Raw genomic sequence first — 20,527 nt, 5'->3', positions numbered from 1 at the left:
ATTGGGTGAATGTGACAGTGTTATTTAGTTATTTGGTTATTTGGTTATGTGGTTATTTAGAAAGCCACAGCATCGGGGTACGGCATCATTCCATAAGTGTAACAGAGATATTTTAAAGTTCTGATCGTTGAGGTCTTGTGCTATAAATATATGATTTTCTGTAAATAGTATAAAAATTGTTTTAAAAATCCGGTGTTAAAAATCCGTATTTTGATGCCTCATTATAAAAACCATGATGATGCGTTACTTATCCGGACTATGCCTTTTGCTGATTACAAGCCTGTCTGCCGCCGCTCAGAAGCCAGACCGCGAACTGCACTTCACCAGCAGCATCCAGCAGCTGATTACTGTATATAAGGGGACTATATTTGTGAATGCCCGTAAAGCGTTCCAGTTTCCGGCAGACAACATCAACTATAAGAGCAAACGTAACCGGCTTATTGAAGACGGCAAATCGGTGTTCCTTTTCCTGGAAGTAGACGGCAGTCCGAAGAAGAATAAACTGTATGTATTCAGCATCGACCATTCACATGCGGATTCCGTGCTGACGGCCATTGCCTCTGATGTGAAAGACTGGGACCGCGACGGTAACCTGGAATTTGGCGGCAGCGAAGCGCCTGAAACCTATCCGTCAGCAGACTCCATGTATTATGTTCCTTCGAGGTTCTACGAGATCAAAAAAGGGAAGATCACCTATGATGCTGAACTTACTGAAACCACCGATAAAAAAGTGAATGGCGTCTTCCTGGCAGATCCGCTGGACAGCAACGGGAAGCCCAGGGTTATCTCCAAGTCGCGTAAGCGTTCATAATATCATATGCAAAGCACCCAACCTGCTACGGCTTTATTTTTTTATTTACATTCAGTAACTTCAAAGAAATTCCTGCTATGGCCTCTGTTAAAGAAACATTCCAGCTTCATGGTGAAAACCTCCTGAAAAAAGTAAAAGAACTGATCGCTGAAGGTAATATCCGCAGGATCACTATCTCCGATAAAGAGGGCAAAGAGATCATGTCTTTGCCGCTTACCATTGGCGTGGTGGGCGTATTGCTGGCTCCCGTGCTGGCGGCTGTGGGGGCAGTGGCGGCGCTGATCGGCGAATGCAGCATTACCGTGGAGAGAGAACATGAGACAGAAGAACCGGAAAACAAGGGGCCGGAAAACCTGTAATTGACGAGCTTTTCCTACATCAGCCCGGCTTTTTTACTACCTTTGATTAAAGTTTGAAAAATGGAAAACAAAGGGCTGCTTTTTATTCCAGATATAAGTGGCTTTACCCGTTTTGTCAATGAGATCGAGATTGGGCATAGTCAGCACATCATCCGGCAGCTGCTGGAAGTACTGATCAATGCCAATGAAGCCGGGCTTGAAATATCAGAGATAGAGGGAGATGCTATCCTGTTTTATAAATTCGGCACTCCGCCTGACCTGCCCACCCTTTACAGGCAGGTGGAAAAAATGTTCTGCGAGTTCCACCGTCACCTTAATGCTTACGAACATAACAAGATCTGTCAGTGCCGCGCATGCACGTCTGCCATCAATCTCACACTCAAAGTTATTACACATTACGGCGAGTTCACCACTTATCAGATAAAGAACTTCAGTAAGCTCATAGGTAAAGATGTGATTGTTGCACATCAGCTGCTGAAGAATGAGATTCCCCAGCACGAATACTGGCTGGTGACTGACAACCTGCTCGAAGGTACTCCGCCGGATCTTACGCAATGGATGACGTGGGATACCAGCGCCAAGCAGACAGAAACCGGCGACATACCATTCCATTACACCCAGCTTACAGAACTGAAGCACCTCATTCCGCCTGAACCGGAGCATCCGTCTGTACTGGAGGGCAAAACGAAAATGTTGTCTGTTTCGAGAGATTATAATGTTGATCTTAAAGTACTGTTCTTTACGGTTGTACATTTCGATTTCCGTCATCTCTGGCAGACGGACCTTACAACCATTGATGAAGTGGATCATTATCTTCCGGGTATCGGCAGCCGGCACCGGCATGTACTGAAAAGCGGTAAAGAGATCATGATGTCTACCAACAGCTTTTCCTATGATCCGGAAAACAGGGTTGTTTTCTGTGAAACGGAAGAATCGAGCGGGAACAGCACCTGCTATCTTATTGAGAAAACGGGGGCGCATACATCGAGGCTGACGATCGGCCTTTATTTTCCCAAGAACCCTATCCGGCAGCTTTTCTTCAATATCGCGGCCAAAAAGAAGATGCTGGCTGACTGGCATCAATCGATGGAAAACCTTGATCCGCTGGCGACGCAGATGGTGTTACCGGTGGAGTTCTGATGAATACCCGGAGGTTGTAAGCATCATTATCTGAGTCCCCCCAATGCCAGGGGGTATAAAACCCCAATTTTCAGGTATTACCCGGTACATCATACTTTCCTAATTTTATTGTACATCAACGAGAGCATGGACTCATTGATCATACAGCCAGTCATATAAGGCGAATATTTTTATCAAATAAACCATGCTCAATTATTTTCCAGGCAACATGCATTTTATTGCGTGACGCTCTCCTGATATCATGAAATTTACAGAAGGCCGATAACAATCCGGAGCCGTTTCAGATCTTATCGTGACTTTAACAAATATCTATAGTGAAAATAATTTCCTGACCTAAAAATTAGTTATGAAAAAACTAAAACTGAAAGCATCTAATATTGATGCCATTAAAGTATTATCAAGAGTAGATACTAAAAAAATAATGGGAGGGGGTCCCCTTTCGACCGTATTGGCCCTGCCAAGCGGGTCAATATGCACAAGAAGTGCAGATTGCGATTCACGCAATTGTACAGCTGTTGGCCCCAACTGGGGCATGTGCCAATAGCTTTTCAAAAATCCGCACAAGGGAGATTGCTTAAAACAGCGTCATCTGGGTTTCGCGGGGTGTCGTTAATCCGAAGAGCGCCTGCACTTCTTTATAAAAGTCTGCTTCATATTTGCCATCATGCACATGGAGGAAGAAGTAAATGTCTTCCAGGCCGCGTTGTTTCCATTCATCGATACGCTGTTTCCAGGCGGTGAGGCGCACGCTGTCGAGCGGGTGTCCACCCTGCGTAACGAAGCGCAGGAATAGCTTAGACATGGTTAATCCCATGTGCGCGCAATCCCGGCGGCCAGGCGTGTCTGTGAGTACGGCGCCCACTCCGAGGTTGCGGAGCGTGGTAAAGAATTCACGGCGTTCGGCATCCTTACTAAACCAGTCAGGATGCCTTACTTCTACAAAGAAGGTAATGTCTTTAGGGAGTTGTTCGAGGTAGCGGTAGAGGTTCCCTTTACGCACCGGTGGGAAGTATTCACTCAGTTGCAGGAATACAGGCCCCAGCTGGTCTTCGAAGGCACGGATACCTTCCAGGAAGGCAGCTGTTTCTGTACCAGCATTGAGCAATGTGCTGTGATGGCTGATGGACTGCGGTACTTTAGGACAGAATTTAAAATCACGGCGGCCGGTCTTCTCCACCCATTTGCGGATGGCGTCAGGGCTGTATATTTTATAGTGTGTGGCATTCAGCTCTACACAATTAAACAACCGGCTGTATTCTGTCAGCGCGGCGGTATCCTTCATCCCTTTGGGATATAAAGTGCCGGCGTATTCCTTTCTGCTCCAGCCGGAAGTACCGATCCTTAATGTATTGCCGGAAGACCGGCCATTCAGTACTTCTCCTGTTATCCATTCATCCGGAGGCAGCGATATGTCCAGTTGATCATAAATTTTCCAGTTCGCCCCAAAATCCATATGATAGTGTTTTCATCATCTGCCAAAACTACATCATCTGACGGGAACGTTCAGCTAAAAAATGATAGTCCTTTCAAACCTGGTCTCCGTGCCTGGTCTAATGAAGTTGTACCGTAATGGCGTCGCGGCCGTTCCAGTTAGTGCTCAGTATCTTCTGTTGTTTATCCGTCACCGTTACTTTATAGTTGTTAGCCAGCCGTTCTACAGTAATGTTCATGTCGGCGCCGAAGGCCCTGATATGTTTCAGCGACATATGTTTCCAGGCGGCGGGCAGGCGCGGGCACATGCTGAAAGCACGCAGGCCTGTGGGCACGATACCGAAAAGGCCTTCCGTCACCACACGGCAGTATAATGCACTTTCTGCAGAAAGATGCCGCTGGTCTCCTTCCGGCCATGCTTCTACCGCATAGGGCACATGCTCTCCCAGCAGGCGTTTGCGGGCATACCAGGCGAAGTATTGTAATGCGGTGTCTGTAGCGCCTGCGAAGAACAGTCCTCTGAAGGCATATAGTGTGGAGCGGTCCCAGAAGGTGTGGTCACCTGCGGCGGTGAGTACGCCGTTTTCGCTCCACAGGTATGGCGACAACAGCGCTTTTATGGTAGCTTCTTTTCGTTGAAATAATCCCATCGTCAATGGCAGGCATATCCATGATCGCAATACGGTATTGCCGTCATAATAGCGATAGGTATTGTAGCCCTGCACCCGCTGACCGAAATAACGTTCTATGGCAACAGCCAGCGCAGCGGCGCGGGATCTGTACACAGCAACTGAGTCCTTTATTCCCAGCGAGGCAGCCAGGGCGGCAGCGCTTTCATAAGCGCCATAGGCGAGCACATTGGTGGACAGATTTGCTTTCCCTGCCGGAAAGCGACCTTCCAGTTCATCCGCATCAGAAGCGATGATGCCGTTGTCCAGCTGCTTGCGCTCCAGGTATTGCAGGCACCATGTAATGAGGGGAAACAACCGTTGTGCAGCGGCGGTATCTCCACCAGCGAGCGCAAAGCGCGATGCGCCGTAGGCGATCATCGCCTGATCTCCCCTATCCCCTGCCCCATTCCAGTAGCCATCACCTTCTGCGATGATGGAACTGGGAATAGGGGTGTAGTCAGGGTTTATATACCTAGCGAATAAACGAAAACTGTTGGCAGCAGACTCATTAGCGTCCAGGCTGCCGGTGAAGGGAAAAAACGGATTGGCATATTCAGCCTGGTCATTGGCCCAGATAGCCGCATAGTAAGCTCCTCCGCCAGGGCCATGCATCAGTCCGGCCTTGGTGTCGTAGATACTTTCCACCGCGCGGATCTTTGCGAAGGCGAAGCCGCGGTTGATAGTATCGTCCGGTGTTTCGAGTACGAGGTTCTGCATCAGCTCTTCCACAAACGCATTCCTGCGTGCCAGCTCATAGTCAGCTGAATACGTGTAGGATGACGGTATTCCCTTCTCAGCAGCATACACGATGTCCCACTTCAAGGCGCCTCCGGGCGGAATGATGTACACGCCATGCAGGCTATTGACAGCTGTAATAACGTATACGCCGTCAACACCTTTCTCTTTTGCTGTGCGGATTTCTTTCACCGTGCTATCAATCTTTACTGTACACGCTTTCCCCGATGTATTAATTATTTGCCGCTCCTGGATAAAAGCGGCCTTATCTATTGTTGGGAAAAGTATATCCGTGACCCAAAGAGGTGTGTTAGACCGGGAATGTATCCGTATATGTCCTTTGAGATAAAATGCAACAGGTATTTCTTTCATGGGAACGCCGTCCACCGTAACCGGTGCGGATTCGCTACCATCGAAAGAGGTAGTGAGACTGGCATGCGTATTATTGGGAATGGTGCGCAACATCGGGAACACCAGTTTCTTCTTTAATACCAGGCCGCCGGTTTTATCGGTTCCGTAGGTGATGATCGCCGAGATCTTTTTGCCACTCATCTCTATCTGATCCGTGTGTGCGTTGCCGTTATCCACTTTCCAGCGGATGCCACCATCCGGCACCAGCGACCACCGGGAGGTCTGGGCCATTGCCATACAACAGCAGCACATCAGCATCATCAGGCCCATACTTTTCTTCTTCATATATATCATTCTTCAATCAGTCAATAATAGCGGCAAATCCGCCTCCGGGAGCCAGGTGAATTCTCAGGCTGTCCTTGTTGGAGACAGTAATGGTTTCCGTTTTATAATCGGTTGCGTTTCTGTCTGCGTTGATCCCATCTTTGAAAAGGGTGATGCGGTGTGTACCTTCCGGCAGGAACGACAGATCCGCCATCAGGTCGCGGGGCGTCCAGTTGGTAGCGGCGCCGAGATAATAGCGGTTGTCTTTCTTCCTTGCCACCACCAGGTATTCACTTACCTTGCCTTGCAGGGGAATGGTTCTGTCCCAGGTGGTGGGAATGCGTGTGATGAACGCTGTGCAGGCCGGTTCTTTTTCATAAGCTACCGGGTTATCGCACAGCATTTGCAGGGGCGCATCGTACAGGATGTACATGGCCAGCTGCTGACAGCGGGTACCCTGGCTCATGGGTTTGTCGTACACGATGGCAAAGTCGCGCTTTTGTGCATTGCGCATGGCTCCGGGCGTATAGTCCATCGGGCCGGCAAACATCCGTATATACGGCAGGGTTACTGCCATCTGCGGACTGGCGTTCTTATCGGACCACTTGTTGTGTTCCATGCCCTGCACGCCTTCAAAGTTCAATACATTGGGCCAGGTGCGGTTGATACCGGAGGGTTTGAACGCACCATGAAAATCCACCAGCAGGTGATGCGCCGCAGCGGCGGCGGCACAGCGCCAGTAGAAGTTCACTACCGCCTGATCATCGCGGTCCATAAAATCGACCTTCACCCCTTTCACACCCCAGTCTTCAAACTGCTTCATGGCTGTCTCCATCTGTTCGTCCAGTGTACGCCATACGCACCAGAGAATTACGTCTACATTTTTTTGTTTACCATAATCCACGATGGCCTTTACGTCCACCTCCTTTATGATCTTCGTGAGATCACCGAGCTCATACCAGCCTTCATCCATGATGATGTAGGGGATATGATATTTTGCTGCGAAGTCAATGTAATATTTATAAGTAGCTGTATTTACGCCTGCCCGGAAATCTACGCCGGTCAGGTCCCAGTTGTTCCACCAGTCCCATGCCACCTGGCCTGGTCTGATCCAATCTGTATTTGTCAGTTTGCCCGGCGCACCAAGTTTGTATACTATTTCATTGTTGAGTAACTGAATATCGTCTGATGCCAACGCAGCCACGCGCCAGGGGAAAGTGCGGCGGCCGGAGGTACGTGCGATGTAAGGTTCGCTTTCAACAGGAAAGAAACGCCGGTCCCAGTCTTTGGTACCCCGCTGGTTGATACGTTCTTTTTTCACCACCGGCGGATATATGGCTTTCATATAACCGTTTCCGTTACCTGTAAAATACAGACCGGGATAATCATACAGGTCAGACTCTGTAATCAGTATGTTCCCGGCCTGTGGTGTAGTTATCAATAAAGGCAACTGGATAGTGCGTGTTTCTGTGAGGCTGTCCAACCCCATCTTTTCATACGTATGCTCGTAGTGGTTCATCCAGCGTTTCACCCATTGGAACCAGGCCTGGCTGCCTGCAGGAGGCTGCACATTGCAGGTTTCATACTTCACGGTGATGCTGTCCGGAAAATCTGTTTCAAAGCGGTAAGCCACGCCATCATTGTAGGCGCGCACCTGTAAGCCGTAATTTCCGCGAAAGGAGAGTTTCAGCTCATTGTAGTGGTCTTCAATCAGATTATTCTTCACCGTCACCACGGGCCGGATCTCCTGTTGTACGCTCTTTGTTACGGCGCGCAACACTTTTGCCCCAATACCGGGCTGCTCTCCGGAAGCCAGTTCCATAGCGGCATCCAAACGGGGCACCGCTACCTGACCATTATGTGTGATGGTGAAATGCAGACTGTCACGCGTGAAGACCTGCACCGTGATCTTTCCATCAGGTGAAGACAGGCGATAATCCTGTGCAGCCAGCCGGCCGGTAAAGCCCACGCAGGCAGATAAACAACATACAATAAATGTTTTCATATCATAATCCTGTTTAGAAAAGATGGGGGGTACAATGGATGAATGCCCTGATTAACCTGATCGTTAATAACCAGGGTTTTGCATTAACAACTTGTTTTTGTTCATTTCATAGCGTGGAATCGGCATCAGATAATGCTTTGATTCTTCGAACTTCCGCTGTTGTAAAATATAATAGGTATAGGAAAAAGTGCCGTCCGCATTCTTTACGGATTTCACGGCCATTAAAGGCTTATTATCGGTCTGCCCTGCGATCTTCCAGCGGCGCACATCTGCGAAGCGCATTCCTTCAAAGCAGAATTCTATCATACGCTCATGCGCGATCTTATCCATCAGAGCGGTACCGCCTTCGGTGACCGCCGGGAGGTTCACGCTGGCGCGGGCACGTACGAGGTTGAGCCAGGTGCGTGCAGTGCCTTCATCACCCAGGTGATAAGCTGCTTCCGCATAGTTCAGGTAGATCTCTGCCAGTCTGAAAATGATCCATGCCTGGTTGCTGCCGTGTGCATTCAGATCGAGTGATTCGTCTGTATACTTGCGCCAGTTGTAACCAGTAAGACTTGCATTCCAGTTCTCCACAGGGCTTTGCGGGCTATCCATACCGCCATAGAAATATTCCAGCTTGCGGCCTTTGAACATGGCGCCGTTGTACAGGATGTTAGCATAGAATCTTGGATCACGGCCTTGATAAGGCGATGCCGGATTGTATCCTGAACCTGCCTCTGTGATCATTTTGCCATTGCTCATTTCAAATGCATCCACCAGGTTCTGTGAGGGCTCGTATACCGACCATCCATGCGAGCCATTGGGCCATATGTATTGATCCAGCTTAGAGCCATAATCGCCGAGCACTGCATTGTAGAAGGCGCCATCCATACCATAGGACATGATCACTTCCGGACTGTTTTTGTCCAGGAATATTTTGCTGTAATCAGCGCGTTGATCAAGTGTATAGGCGCCCTGCGCGGCCAGGTCTATCACTGCTTTAGCAGCGTCGGCGGCCTGCTGCCACCTGGCTGTTTCATTATTGGGATTATTCAGTTTACTGGCGGCATATAACAGGAGTCTTGACTTCAGTGCCATTGCGGCGCCTTTGGTAACCCTGCCGATGTTGTTGCCGTCGTGCTTCACTGGTAATGCAGCGATGGCATCGTCGAGATCTTTCAGAATGAACGCCACGCATTCATCATAAGTATTGCGTTTCACCAGGAAGTCCGTATCTGTGAGACCATATATTTTTGTGATGATGGGCACGCCACCGTAGCGGCTGATCAGATCAAAATAGCTCCAGGCGCGGATGAACTTTATTTCACCTGTCATGCGTGCTTTCCTGGCTGCGTCGCCCTTTACACCGTCAATCTTGCTGAGGAACTGGTTGCAGCTCCTGATATAACTATAGTCGGGAGACCAGTTATCGAGGGAAAGATTATCGGGGCTGAGCAGACCGAGGTTGATGATGGATTCGCTTTCATAATTGAATTTGGAATAGCCCTCATCCGCCACAGCTGAGTATCCTGTTGCGCTGGCAACACTGGTGGGATCTATGCAGTGCGGCAGTATCTGGTATTTGGAATTTACGAAAGTTTCCACCAGGCTGATATCGTTCCACACGTCATCATCTGAATAAGTATCCAGTGGTTTTTTGTCGAGGAAGTCCTTCTGGCAGGAAGCAGCACTGATCATAAAACCAGCCAGGACAAGAGTATATATTTTACGCTTCATGATGGTTCGTTTTTTTGATTACAGGGAAATATTGATACCGGCGTTGAAGATCCTTGTCTGCGGATAATAGCTGCCGCCTGCGGCCCTGATGTTGGGATAGTCGGATTTTGGCGTAACGCCGTTCAGTTCCGGATCATAGTCTTTGATCTGGCTGAACACCAGGAGATTGAATCCATTTACGTATACACGTACCTGTTGAAGATTCAGTCTGGCTATCAGCGACTGCGGGAGCACGTAAGACAGCTCTACGGTTTTAAGACGCAGGAAGGCTGCATTCTTCAGGAAGAAATCAGACTTACGGTTGTTCACGTTATCGTTCCTGTCGAAGGCTGCGGGGAAGGAAGCGTTTGGATTACCGGGCGTCCATCTGTTATCATACATCCAGTGCGGAGGTGTGAGGGAGCCGCCATTACGGGAAGGCATGATGAGCTGTTCCGCATTTGACTGGCCCTGCCAGAGTACATTCAGTCCTATTCCCCTGTAATTAACACCCATAGTAATACCATACAGTACCTGCGGTGTAGGGCTGGAATAGATCCGCACCATATCATTATCTGTAATTTTCTTATCACCATCTACGTCTACGAATCTGATGTCGCCGGGTTTGGCATTAGGCAGATGAACAGTGTTATCGATCTCCTGCTGGTTGTGGTAGATGCCATCTGTTTTGAAGATCAGCCAGGAATCCATTGGGTGGCCCTGGATCTTCTGCCAGTCGGGTGTTCCTTCCGCTTCATCTCTGAACACTACATTATTGCGGGTATAGGTGTAGTTAACGCCGATGTTGTAAGACAAATGCTGATTGACTTTTCTCTGATGACTGATCTCGACTTCGAATCCGCTGTTGTTTACCTTACCGATATTTTCCGGTGGCAACAGGCCGTCAAGACCTGTGCTCGAAGGAATGGAAGCATTGCGTGTGATCAGGATGTTGGAGCGGATGGATTTGAAGACATCGAAGTTTACGTTGAGCAAACCATTCCACCATGATGTTTCGATACCGGCGTTGCGGTTATCGGCCACTTCCCAGGTGATGAAGGGATTGGGTGTGACGCCAGCGCTGAGGCCGCGTACGTGTGAGGAGTTAGGACCGAGATAGTAGCCACCGTCCAGCCTGTATTGCTGCAGGAACTGGTAAGGATCTACCTTGTCGTTTCCGAGCTTGCCCCAGGAAGCTTTCAGTTTGAACTGCGTAGCGGCAGGTATCAGTTCTCTGAAGAATGGTTCTTCTGAAAGCCTCCACCCTACTGATACACCGGGGAACAGCCCCCAGCGCCTGCCGGCAGGAAATATATAGGAGCCATCGTAACGGAGGATTACTTCTGCGAGATACTTGTTATCATATGCATAGCTTGCCCTGCCGAAAACGTTGCGTCTTGCGCTTTGTCCGGCGCTGCTGCCGTTGTCTTTGCCCATGTCATCGCCGATGAAGAGCTGGTCTATCTTATTACTGAGGAGGTCCTTGCGGTAAGCGTTGATGCCTTCGTTATTAGCAGCGCTCTGCTCATAGGCCACAAAGCCGCTGATGTCGTGCTTGTCAAACCTGCGGGCATAGTTGAGCCTCAGGTTAAAGGTGTTGGTTTTATAATTTCTGAAGTTCTGGTTGATGCTGATAGGCCCTTCGTTAGAGATCATGTTGATATACTCCTTTGTACCAGGATCGTATTGAAAGGCATCCCAGTTATCATACAACGATTTGCCGGCATTGAACTGGAAATCGTTGGCCAGCAGGCCGCTTACAGACAGGCCGTTGGTGATGAAAGGCAGTTTCCATTCGAAGGTCAAAGCTGTCTGAATGAAATAATCCCTGATCTTGTTGTAACCTGTGGCGCCGGAAGCCATGAGCACGGGATTGCGACCACCAGCCAGGCCGGGGCCAGGCATCCCGTTGGGATAATAGTCCGGTAAGGTGGGATAGGCCGATAATACTTCAGCGAAGATAGAATTGCTGCCGTAGTTGGAGTACTTCCGATCTTCCAGCCTGCCAGAGAGATCCAGTCCTACTTTAAGGTTGGACGTAATATTCGCATCGATGTTAGAGCGGAGGTTATATTGATGATATTTTGTAGCGGAGTTACGGTAAAGGCCATCCTGATAGAGATATTCACCGGAGAGGAAATAACTCACTTTATCGTTGCCACCGCTGAGAGATAATGCGTGGCGTGTTTGCGGTGAGAGATCCTTCAGTACCGCATGGTACCAGTCGGTGTTGGGATGTGTGATTGGGTTGGAACCGTCGGCATACTTCTTAATATCGTCGTCGGTGTATTGCTTTGGTACGCCTTTTCTTTCATTCAGTTCATTGATGTAAGTGGCGTATTCAGCGGCGTTTACCAGTTTGGGCAGGCGGGTAGGCTGTGTAAGTCCGTAGCTGGCGGAGTAGGATATTACCGGCTTTCCTGTTTTACCTCTTTTTGTGGTAACGAGTATAACACCGTTGGCCGCCTGTGCACCGTAAATGGCTGCGGATGCATCTTTCAGCACGGTGATGCTTTCAATATCATCTGCGTTGAGCCTTTCAAAGGCGCCCCTGTTGGCCACGCCATCAATAACGATCAGCGGGCTGTTATCATTAAGTGTGCCTTTACCACGGATCAGGATGTCTGAATAATCATTACCAGGTTCACCTGACCTGTTGTTGGCGATGATACCGGTCATGCGGCCAGCCAGTGAGTTAGAGAGGTTGGCAGAAGGGCTTTGTCTCAGCTCTGTGCCTTTCACAGTGGAAATGGAACCGGTAACAGTTGCCTGTTTCCTGGTACCATAGCCTACTACCACTACGTTGTCGAGTGAAGATATATTGCTTTGCATGGTTACGTTCACCACGGATCTTCCGGCAATGGGCAGTTCCTGCCTGATAAAACCGATGCTCGTAAAAACCAGTGTGAGTGCGCCCTCCGGCAGTTTCAGGCTGAAGAAGCCTTTATCATTCGTGGTGGTGCCGGTGGCGGTGTTGCCGATGGCAACGGTAACGCCGGGTAAAGGCTTGCCTTCTATGTCTTTTACGGTACCGCTGATGGTGCGCTCCTGTACCGGTTGTACCGCCTGCGAAGCGGAGAACACCACTACTGTTTTGTTGGTGATGCGGTAACGCAGAGCGGTGCCTTTGAAGGAAGCATCCAGAATTTGCGGGATGGTAGCGTCTTTCATGGACACCGTGATAGCTGGTGTTTGTTGTACGTCTTCATCATTATACAAAAACTGGTAATCGGTACGTTGTTGAATAAAATTAAATAATGTGGAAACTTTGGCTGACTGTAGGGATACTGATAATTTAAATTCCTGCGGGAAAGCTGCCGCAGACAGTTGCAAAATACACGCCAGGGCAAGCAGTAAAGTGAGCTGCATGGTGCGGAACATTCTCCATGACAGTAAACTGTTACCCCGCAGGAGCAGAGTGAATAGCTTTTTTTTCATAACTTAGATGTGCATAATTGTTAGGCAATACCTGTCTGTCGCTTATTCGCAATTGCAGCAGGTTGTTTGGCATTTTTAACGGGGGTGTTCGCGCATCCCCGTTTTTTCTGATTCTGGTTACATTGTTGTCGCAGTTTGTTAGTTGGCTCCATTAATTTGGTCTGCGTCCGGGGAATACCCGTAATACTTTCCCTTGCCTGATAAAATGCACCTTACCGGTTGTTTCGAGAAACTGCAGCATATCATCTACCTGTTCCGGCCTTGCCATACGGCCGGTGAAGTGAATAGCCATCTCTGTTTTTCTTTCGCTGACAATTTCTACATCATACCATCGTGACAGTTCATCCAGTATCTCATTCAGTGGCGCACTTTTGAAGAGGAACAACCCGTTCTTCCATGCCAGGGCAGCATCGGCGTCTGCGGGTTGCACCATTATAGAGGAAGAGGAGGCTGTTACCACTGCCTGCTGGCCCGGTTTCAGCAGGCGGCCGGCATCCTTTCCGGTGGCCACTTTTACGGCACCACTGACCAATGTGGTGCGTTCATAACGTTGACCCTTATACGCTTTTATATTAAAGGCAGTGCCCAGTACCTGAATAACAGATCTGCCTGTAATAACAATAAATGGATGCGTGGCATCCTGTGATACTTCGAAATAAGCTTCTCCTGAAAGACTTACCTGTCTTACGTCTTCTGTGAAACGGCCGGGATAGTTGAGCACAGAGGCTGCACCCAGCCATACTTTGGTACCGTCCGGCAGTATCAGCTGCGCGCCTTTCCCTTTGGGCGTGGCAAGCTGGCGTTTAGCCATCTCCATATGCGTATGTGTAGCGGACGGCGTTACATTCACTTTTGTTTTCCTGTTCAGCAGATAGCCGCATAGCGCACCTGCTACCAGTAGCGGAAGTGCAATGGCGGCGTAGCGCAGGTAGGAACGGCGCGGTTTGTTGACGCGTTTCATCAACTGGTCATAGGCTGCTTCGCGGTCACTGTTACGGCGGCGCTGTACCCGTTCATGCAGGTAGTATGAGTCCGTCAGTTTTTCCCATAAAGCTTCGTGCTCCGGATGCTGCTGCTTCCAGGCTTCCAGCTGTATCATTTCCTCCGCAGTAATATTTCCCGTTAACTGCTTTGATATGAGGCGTGCAATTACAATATGATCCGGAATTTTCTCCATAAGGTATGGTACATAAACAACCAGGTGGAAAAAACGGGTGAAAGGGGTGCGTGATTTTTTTAAAATATTTTTCCGAAGAGGAAGAGAAAATGATATGGTTGTTTCTTCATCATGTCGCGCATCAGGCGAAGCCCTCTACCCTTCTGGGTTTTCACGGTATTGACGGAAACATTCAGGCGGTCGGCGATCTCGTGGTTGCGGAGACCTTCAAAATAGCTGAGATGGATAACGCTGCGGCAACCTTCCGGCAGCTGCTTTAAATATTGCTGTACTTCACCCAGCACCTCCGCCTCCATCAGCTTCAGTGTGATGTGTTCTTCCGAAGCAGTTGGGGCAGGCTCGTTCATGTATCGGCGCACTACTTTGTCGTGCTTCAGTATATTAAAACATTTATTCCTGACTGTCAGGTACAAAAAGACTTTTACGGCCTGCTGGTCATCGAAGTTATCCATGCGTTGCCACAGCGCCACAAAAGCGTCCTGCACGAGGTCAGGCGCTTCACCGCTGACGGACAGCAGGTTTTCCGCGAACAATATCAGGCGGTCATAAAACAGATCGAAGAGAGACTTAAACGTCTCTTCCTTCGTTCTTTCCGGAGCATCTACGCGCATCATTCTAGCCATGTGTGTGCAGCTTCTCTAACAACAAAAATGCAGCGGTGTGAAATTAGGAGATTGACATATCTGGCCCACACACATTTTATCCTGTTATACGCAGATTTTAACTTGATATTATTTTTATTTAGACTTGCGGGGTTAATTTATTCATCTACATAAACCTTTACCATGAAAAAATTGTTGCCCATTCTTTTACTGGCGGTAACATCCGGCACTGTATATGCACAGGACACATCCATGATTGACGTAAGAACGGAGATCATACAGTATTCCCGCAAGGACCCCAAAACAACTTATACCAACCTGCTGACACTCTGGAGATATAATGGCACCGACCAGGGGCATTTCGGATATGGCAGTAATAACGGGAGTATATTTCTCCACAATAACATAGGCAGTGTAAACATCGGCAGTCTCGCTACCAACGGTAATATTGCCTTTTATACCAGTACAGGTCAAAAAATGTTCATCTCTCCCGATGGCAATATTGGTATCGGCACTAATACGCCGACTATGAAGCTCGATGTGAAAGGTCAGATCTCGGCAGGTAACCTGCTCTATCTGCACACCAACAACCTCAACTCTACAGAACTGGTGCTGGAAAAGATGAATGGCACCTATTACAGTATCAGTGTTAACAATACGCAGATGCAATTCTATAACCATTCCACGAAGAATGTATTTATGATAGCGGATGCCAGCGACAACATTGGCATAGGCACCACTAATACCTACGGCCATAAACTAGCCGTGGCAGGCGGGATACTGGCGGAAAAGGTGAAAGTAAAATTGCAGCGTGACTGGCCGGATTATGTTTTTGAAGCAACTTACCAGTTGCCAGCATTACCCGACCTGGAAAGATATGTACGTATGCATAAACATCTGCCGGATATTCCTTCCGCGCAGGAAGTAGCAGAAAAAGGACTCGACGTGGGAGATACGCAAGGGAAGCTCCTGCAAAAGATTGAAGAACTCACCTTACTGCTCATAGAACAAAACAAGAAGCTGGAAGCGCAGGAAAAGAGACTGAAGGCGGTGGAAAGGCGACAGCGTAAATAGCTCATGCGTGATAAAGGCAGACAGTATATGCATTGCATGCTGTCTGCCTTTTTTATTGCTGTCTTGAGTAATGTACTAAAACTGTACCGCAGGCAAAAGCTTTACACGCTACCAATTTTAACGTTAATTCGTTTTTTAAAGGATTGAAGGTTTGTTGTCCGTTACCTAATGCAGCAGGATATCTGGCCCACACACATTTTATCCTGTTATACGCAGATTTTAGCTTGGGATTATTTTCATTTAGACTTGCGGGGTTAATTTATTCATCTATATAAACCCTTTACCCATGAAAAAATTGTTACCCATTCTCTTGCTGATAGTAGCTTCAGGCGCTGTATGCGTGCAGGACACCTCTATGGTTGACGTAAGAACAGCGATCATCCAGTATTCCCTCCGGGTTATTTCAAAGGCTTAATTGCCACTGCTTTTCAAGGATTTTTCAAGCTACCATATCCGAATTCGTATCCTTCTTGATTAGCTTACTTTGTACCGAATTGAAAACTCATACTCAATTTTACACATCAATAATCATTTTTACATTAAAAAATGTTATTGGTGAGTTAAGCTTCTTTTATTCACGTAACGAAAACATTTCCTGCACAATTACTCATTAACTTCCACCTGTAAAGGCAACGAATGCAATCAAAATGCAAAACAATTAAAATGACCAACAAAGATTATAGAGAATGGCTGGTGGAAATAAAAAACAAGGTAAAACAAGCCCAATTAAAGGCAGTTTCCAATTTCAATACAGTTTTAATAGAACTTTATTGGGAGCTAGGAAAGGAAATTATCTCCAAACAAACTGAATACAAATGGGGAGAGAATTTTCTGGAACAGCTGTCTATCGATCTCAAAAAAAGTTTCCCACAGATCAATGGTTTCTCCCGCAGAAATTTGTATACGATCAGACAATGGTATGTTTTCTTTTCCCATCAATTTGAATTTGTGCCACAGCCTGTGGCACAATTGCCCTGGTCGTACCAACGGCTGTTAATTTCTAAAATTAAAGACCTGGAAACAGTAGTTTTATATGCCAAAGCAACCCATAAAAATGGTTGGTCCAGGAATCAATTAGAAATTAACATTAAACATAACTATCATCTAAGACAAGGAAAGGCCGATCACAATTTCGATTCAACTCTTCCTAAACCACAGTCTGATCTGGCGGCAGAGACTATTAAAGATCCATACCATTTTGATTTTCTCGGATTAGAAGAGAATGCGCAGGAGCGAGAGATTGAACTTGCCCTAACCCAGAAAATTACCCACTTTATGCTGGAGCTGGGAAAGGGTTTTGCTTTTGTTGGCCGTCAATATAAATTAGAAATCAGTGATTCAGATTATTTCCTGGATTTGTTATTTTATCATCTGCACCTACGCTGTTTCGTAGTCATAGAATTAAAGGCAGGAAAATTTCTACCTGAATATGCAGGAAAATTGAACTTTTATCTTTCTGCGGTAGATAGTAAATTAAAACACATAACCGACAGCCCATCCATCGGAATAATATTATGCCGGTTAAAAGATAAAATAGAAGTGGAATATGCTCTTCGCGATTTAAATAAACCTATAGGCATTAGTTCGTTTGAATTATCAGAAATAATCCCTGATGACCTTAAAACTCAACTTCCCACAATTGAAGAAATGGAAAGAGAATTATTGGACGAGTAAGGTATTTTTCCCTATTTGAGATCAAGCAATATTCTTTGCTGATAGGCCTTAACCGGAAAAAGGATACAATAATTCAGAATTATCTACTGTCCCTTTTTTGTTATCCTTTCAGCGGACCGGACCGGGCTTTTACCTGTGGGTCATATTGCCAAGGCACTGTTAACGGCTGACATACTTGTTTTAATGTTATTGCTTTCTTGAGTAATGTACTAAAACTGCACCACAGGCAAAAGCTTTACACGCTACAAGCTTTAACTCTAATTCGTTTTTCAAAGGATTGAAGGTTTGGTGTCCGTTACCTAATGCAGCAGGGTTTGTAAGCACATAATACTCATCGATTAAATCATGTTGTATTAATGATGATACAAATGAATCGCCCCCATATACCATGATGTCTTTCCCATCTTTATTTTTCAGTGCTTTTATTGCCTCTGCTAAATTGCCATTTATAATGATTGTATTGTCCCACTTACTGTCCTTGAGGGTATTTGAGAAAACAGCATTTGGAATTTCTGCAAACCGTCTTCCAAGTTTGTGCTCACCATCATCGGGGTTGTTTGCTACTTCAGTCCAATATGGAATAAACCCTTCCCCAGTTTTTCTCCCATGCAGGATGCAGTCCACATTGGTGAGATTGTCAATACTAAAGTCTGACATTCCGCTGTCCCATTTATTGTCAAGCAAAATGTTCATTTGTAATTTTATCTTTCTCATTTTAGTAGTTTTTACAAAAGTAATTAGGGAGACTTACAATACAGGTGGGCTATTGCGACTTTTTAGGAGTTATTTGCGACGAGTAGTGTGGGTGTTTTTGCTTGTCGCTAACATTATGTTTCCGGCTACTTTTAGATGGAAACGATATTTGTGAGCTGTTATACTTGAGCTATTAAGTCAAAAGAACGTGGTTATTGCTAATACAACTTAGTTAAGTAGAAGAGAAGATGTTTTCCCGCATACGATCCCGCAATACTTGCCATCATTGTGAAAATTGCTGGTTATCTCGCTGTTGCGGGTACTGTCATGAGTGGGGTTAACCAGACTGCAGTGTTAGAGGAAGGTGGTTAGACCATTGTTTAAATCGTATTCCGGATATAAGGTGTGGGTGCCTTTGGGATTTGTTTATTGTAAAGGCTTTCGCGCATAACGGGTACCATTTTTCACTCCATGATGGACTGAATTTTCAACTTTGCCGTAAAGGCATCAATTACAGCGAGGACATGCTCCTTATCTTTTGCCGGAAGTCTTTCCACCTTATTAAAATGTTCAATTAATGCAGGTGAAATTTGCTTTTCTGCAGTTTCACTGCCTTCGATACCCCGGATCAGATAGTCGAGGGTACTACCCAAAGCGTCCGCGATCTTTGCTGCTACCTCGATAGAAGGTTTAATTGCATCACGTTCATATTTTCCCACCATATCTCCGGTAGTACCAATAGCAGCGCCCAGCTGTGCCTGTGTTAACTTCTTCTCACGTCTTACAAATGTTACTTTTTGCCCGAATGTCATTAGGGTTAATATTTAGAGGCTAAAAATAGGACTTTAAAGTAAAATGTTAACCAGCAGTAGCATATACACACTAACACATTTACAACTTTTACAATACAAATAACACTCATACGATCTGACACATTTGATGTTTATATGCCTTTTTAGGCTTATTATTTTGACATTCAAATGACATAAAACAATAAAATGCTGCTTATTTAACTTGTTTAAATAAGCCAGATAAGGTATATTTACATCAGATAACAATTAAAAAAAACAGCTTATGCAAAGTAAAAATAAGACTGCAAAAATCCACAAAAAGGGAGTCCCACAGACCTATGGTTGGAAAACAGTTCCCTGGCTAAACTTGTCGGGGGTATGGCTTGAAAAAGCTGGCTTTGATATTGGAGACAGCATCGCCATTGAAGTAGCTCCCAACAAGATTATGATTACCGTAGCAGAAAAAGCCCCTAAACCTCCGAAGCTAGATTATAGCTTTGATATTGATGAGGAACTATAAAACGTGATAACCTCAACACGGACGCCTGGGATTCCAGGGCGGGCCACAATCATGAAATCCCCGCCCGCGAATACCGGGTAAAGGTCGCCTCGGCCAATTATAAAAAACTGTTTGTTAACCAATTCAATACTATTTCATGATACATGTATATGCTGATACGTCAGTAGTGGGAGGCTGTTTTGATAAAGAATTCAAAGAACATAGCCTCGCCCTCTTTGAAGAGTTTAAAACCGGAATGAAAAAGTTGATTTTATCTGATGTGGTAAAAATGGAACTGGAATTAGCTAGTGACCAAGTGAATGCAAAAGTGAATGAAGTTCCAAGACGATTCAAGGTAGAAATCAAAAGTACGCTTAAGGCAGCTACACTCGCAGCCACTTATATTGCTCAGGGAGCATTAAATAACAAATGTTATAATGATGCACTGCATATCGCCCTGGCCACGCTTCACAACGCTAATGTATTGGCCAGCTGGAACTTTAAGCATATCGTCAATTTAAATCGCATCAAATTGTATAATTCTATTAACTTGCAAATGGGGTACCGGTCAATTGAAATCAGAACTCCCCGCGAAATCTTAAAATCATATAAGCCATGAAAAAAAGCAAAAGCTACGATGCTGTGGCTGAGGCCCGGAAGATCAAGGAAGAATTGAGTATAAAGTACTGGGGCCATCCAGACCAATTACTGAAAGATTTGAAAGCTGTAAGAAAAAGATATAGCCAGCGACTAAAAACGGCTAAATAACCCGCTCCCAGTACAGATATCCCTGCTGTACACCTCCATCTCACTATTCAATTTGTCTAAGAATACCCAGCTGACAACATGCGGTTGTCGCCAGGACGTGTGTTAAATCCTAAAGCCAAATGACCATGAAAAAAAGTAAAAAGTATGTAAGCATTCGACCAACCACGTCTTCTTTTGCTGTTTTGAAGACACTAGCTTAGTAGAAAAAAGTGATGAACCCTACGTCGGATGCAAAGGGACGGAAACGTCGAAGCAAAAATGAGATACATCGAATATTGCAAGAATA

Annotated in this window: 18 protein-coding genes; 9 read left to right on the top strand and 9 right to left on the bottom strand. The window is 46.4% G+C overall.

Annotated elements, in window-relative coordinates:
• Positions 1-232 precede the first annotated feature (232 nt).
• The 3 genes from VM802_RS15990 (at position 233) to VM802_RS15980 (ending at position 2,310) form a co-directional block, all read left to right on the top strand.
• A complete protein-coding gene (locus VM802_RS15990; protein WP_325532234.1) occupies positions 233-811 on the top strand; it encodes a hypothetical protein in 579 nt (192 codons plus the stop codon).
• A gap of 77 nt (positions 812-888) precedes the next feature.
• Positions 889-1,170, top strand: a complete 282-nt coding sequence (locus VM802_RS15985) for a DUF4342 domain-containing protein (protein ID WP_325532232.1) — start codon at positions 889-891, stop codon at positions 1,168-1,170.
• A 60-nt stretch (positions 1,171-1,230) separates the two neighbouring features.
• Positions 1,231-2,310 (top strand): DUF2652 domain-containing protein, encoded by a 1,080-nt coding sequence (locus VM802_RS15980; RefSeq protein WP_325532230.1) that lies wholly within the window; start codon positions 1,231-1,233, stop codon positions 2,308-2,310.
• A 574-nt stretch (positions 2,311-2,884) separates the two neighbouring features.
• Here the strand turns inward: VM802_RS15980 and VM802_RS15975 are convergent.
• The 7 genes from VM802_RS15975 to VM802_RS15945 all read right to left on the bottom strand — a co-directional run bounded on the left by VM802_RS15975 (position 2,885) and on the right by VM802_RS15945 (position 14,763).
• Positions 2,885-3,763 carry a DUF72 domain-containing protein gene (locus VM802_RS15975; protein WP_325532228.1) on the bottom strand — a complete coding sequence of 293 codons (879 nt, stop codon included), beginning with the start codon at positions 3,761-3,763 and terminating at the stop codon, positions 2,885-2,887.
• Positions 3,764-3,860: 97 nt separating this feature from the next.
• Positions 3,861-5,843: a glucosidase family protein gene (locus VM802_RS15970; protein WP_325532226.1), complete on the bottom strand. Its 1,983-nt coding sequence runs from the start codon at positions 5,841-5,843 to the stop codon at positions 3,861-3,863.
• Between the two features lie 16 nt (positions 5,844-5,859).
• A complete protein-coding gene (locus tag VM802_RS15965) occupies positions 5,860-7,827 on the bottom strand; it encodes a glycoside hydrolase family 97 protein (protein ID WP_325532224.1) in 1,968 nt (655 codons plus the stop codon).
• Between the two features lie 63 nt (positions 7,828-7,890).
• Positions 7,891-9,546 (bottom strand): RagB/SusD family nutrient uptake outer membrane protein, encoded by a 1,656-nt coding sequence (locus tag VM802_RS15960; RefSeq protein WP_325532222.1) that lies wholly within the window; start codon positions 9,544-9,546, stop codon positions 7,891-7,893.
• A gap of 18 nt (positions 9,547-9,564) precedes the next feature.
• A complete protein-coding gene (locus VM802_RS15955; protein ID WP_325532220.1) occupies positions 9,565-12,963 on the bottom strand; it encodes a TonB-dependent receptor in 3,399 nt (1,132 codons plus the stop codon).
• 151 nt (positions 12,964-13,114) lie between these two features.
• Positions 13,115-14,140 carry a FecR family protein gene (locus tag VM802_RS15950; RefSeq protein ID WP_325532218.1) on the bottom strand — a complete coding sequence of 342 codons (1,026 nt, stop codon included), beginning with the start codon at positions 14,138-14,140 and terminating at the stop codon, positions 13,115-13,117.
• 59 nt (positions 14,141-14,199) lie between these two features.
• Positions 14,200-14,763 (bottom strand): RNA polymerase sigma-70 factor, encoded by a 564-nt coding sequence (locus VM802_RS15945; RefSeq protein WP_325532216.1) that lies wholly within the window; start codon positions 14,761-14,763, stop codon positions 14,200-14,202.
• Between the two features lie 162 nt (positions 14,764-14,925).
• Here VM802_RS15945 and VM802_RS15940 point away from each other — a divergent pair, with 162 nt between their 5' ends.
• The 3 genes from VM802_RS15940 (at position 14,926) to VM802_RS15930 (ending at position 17,490) form a co-directional block, all read left to right on the top strand.
• A complete protein-coding gene (locus VM802_RS15940; RefSeq protein ID WP_325532214.1) occupies positions 14,926-15,816 on the top strand; it encodes a hypothetical protein in 891 nt (296 codons plus the stop codon).
• Positions 15,817-16,102: 286 nt separating this feature from the next.
• On the top strand, positions 16,103-16,231 hold the full coding sequence (locus tag VM802_RS15935; protein WP_325532212.1) for a hypothetical protein: 129 nt from the start codon (positions 16,103-16,105) through the stop codon (positions 16,229-16,231).
• A gap of 248 nt (positions 16,232-16,479) precedes the next feature.
• Positions 16,480-17,490, top strand: a complete 1,011-nt coding sequence (locus VM802_RS15930; RefSeq protein WP_325532210.1) for a PDDEXK nuclease domain-containing protein — start codon at positions 16,480-16,482, stop codon at positions 17,488-17,490.
• A gap of 186 nt (positions 17,491-17,676) precedes the next feature.
• Here the strand turns inward: VM802_RS15930 and VM802_RS15925 are convergent, their stop codons facing one another.
• Positions 17,677-18,204, bottom strand: a complete 528-nt coding sequence (locus VM802_RS15925; protein ID WP_325532208.1) for a dihydrofolate reductase family protein — start codon at positions 18,202-18,204, stop codon at positions 17,677-17,679.
• A 443-nt stretch (positions 18,205-18,647) separates the two neighbouring features.
• A complete protein-coding gene (locus VM802_RS15920; protein ID WP_325532206.1) occupies positions 18,648-18,995 on the bottom strand; it encodes a helix-turn-helix domain-containing protein in 348 nt (115 codons plus the stop codon).
• A gap of 262 nt (positions 18,996-19,257) precedes the next feature.
• On the opposite strand from VM802_RS15920, the gene VM802_RS15915 reads away from it, so the two are divergent.
• The 3 genes from VM802_RS15915 to VM802_RS15905 all read left to right on the top strand — a co-directional run bounded on the left by VM802_RS15915 (position 19,258) and on the right by VM802_RS15905 (position 20,241).
• Complete coding sequence (locus VM802_RS15915; RefSeq protein WP_325532204.1) at positions 19,258-19,494, top strand: SymE family type I addiction module toxin; 237 nt, start codon at positions 19,258-19,260, stop codon at positions 19,492-19,494.
• Positions 19,495-19,630: 136 nt separating this feature from the next.
• Positions 19,631-20,092 (top strand): PIN domain-containing protein, encoded by a 462-nt coding sequence (locus VM802_RS15910; protein ID WP_325532202.1) that lies wholly within the window; start codon positions 19,631-19,633, stop codon positions 20,090-20,092.
• Positions 20,089-20,241 (top strand): hypothetical protein, encoded by a 153-nt coding sequence (locus VM802_RS15905; RefSeq protein WP_325532200.1) that lies wholly within the window; start codon positions 20,089-20,091, stop codon positions 20,239-20,241. Before VM802_RS15910 ends, VM802_RS15905 begins: the two co-directional genes overlap by 4 nt.
• Positions 20,242-20,527: the final 286 nt, after the last annotated feature.

Origin of the sequence: Chitinophaga sp., from assembly GCF_035538455.1 — a bacterium.
Lineage (GTDB): Bacteria > Bacteroidota > Bacteroidia > Chitinophagales > Chitinophagaceae > Chitinophaga.
The sequence above is the reverse complement of the archived record's forward strand: the minus strand, read 5'-3'. Positions and strand labels throughout refer to the sequence as shown.

Bases quoted from the DNA above. Each gene is read 5' to 3' on its own strand.
- VM802_RS15990 (WP_325532234.1), top strand. From the start codon at position 233: ATGATGATGCGTTACTTATCCGGACTATGCCTTTTGCTGATTACAAGC.
- VM802_RS15985 (WP_325532232.1), top strand. From the start codon at position 889: ATGGCCTCTGTTAAAGAAACATTCCAGCTTCATGGTGAAAACCTCCTG.
- VM802_RS15980 (WP_325532230.1), top strand. From the start codon at position 1,231: ATGGAAAACAAAGGGCTGCTTTTTATTCCAGATATAAGTGGCTTTACC.
- VM802_RS15975 (WP_325532228.1), bottom strand. From the start codon at position 3,763: ATGGATTTTGGGGCGAACTGGAAAATTTATGATCAACTGGACATATCG.
- VM802_RS15970 (WP_325532226.1), bottom strand. From the start codon at position 5,843: ATGAAGAAGAAAAGTATGGGCCTGATGATGCTGATGTGCTGCTGTTGT.
- VM802_RS15965 (WP_325532224.1), bottom strand. From the start codon at position 7,827: ATGAAAACATTTATTGTATGTTGTTTATCTGCCTGCGTGGGCTTTACC.
- VM802_RS15960 (WP_325532222.1), bottom strand. From the start codon at position 9,546: ATGAAGCGTAAAATATATACTCTTGTCCTGGCTGGTTTTATGATCAGT.
- VM802_RS15955 (WP_325532220.1), bottom strand. From the start codon at position 12,963: ATGAAAAAAAAGCTATTCACTCTGCTCCTGCGGGGTAACAGTTTACTG.
- VM802_RS15950 (WP_325532218.1), bottom strand. From the start codon at position 14,140: ATGGAGAAAATTCCGGATCATATTGTAATTGCACGCCTCATATCAAAG.
- VM802_RS15945 (WP_325532216.1), bottom strand. From the start codon at position 14,763: ATGGCTAGAATGATGCGCGTAGATGCTCCGGAAAGAACGAAGGAAGAG.
- VM802_RS15940 (WP_325532214.1), top strand. From the start codon at position 14,926: ATGAAAAAATTGTTGCCCATTCTTTTACTGGCGGTAACATCCGGCACT.
- VM802_RS15935 (WP_325532212.1), top strand. From the start codon at position 16,103: ATGAAAAAATTGTTACCCATTCTCTTGCTGATAGTAGCTTCAGGCGCT.
- VM802_RS15930 (WP_325532210.1), top strand. From the start codon at position 16,480: ATGACCAACAAAGATTATAGAGAATGGCTGGTGGAAATAAAAAACAAG.
- VM802_RS15925 (WP_325532208.1), bottom strand. From the start codon at position 18,204: ATGAGAAAGATAAAATTACAAATGAACATTTTGCTTGACAATAAATGG.
- VM802_RS15920 (WP_325532206.1), bottom strand. From the start codon at position 18,995: ATGACATTCGGGCAAAAAGTAACATTTGTAAGACGTGAGAAGAAGTTA.
- VM802_RS15915 (WP_325532204.1), top strand. From the start codon at position 19,258: ATGCAAAGTAAAAATAAGACTGCAAAAATCCACAAAAAGGGAGTCCCA.
- VM802_RS15910 (WP_325532202.1), top strand. From the start codon at position 19,631: ATGATACATGTATATGCTGATACGTCAGTAGTGGGAGGCTGTTTTGAT.
- VM802_RS15905 (WP_325532200.1), top strand. From the start codon at position 20,089: ATGAAAAAAAGCAAAAGCTACGATGCTGTGGCTGAGGCCCGGAAGATC.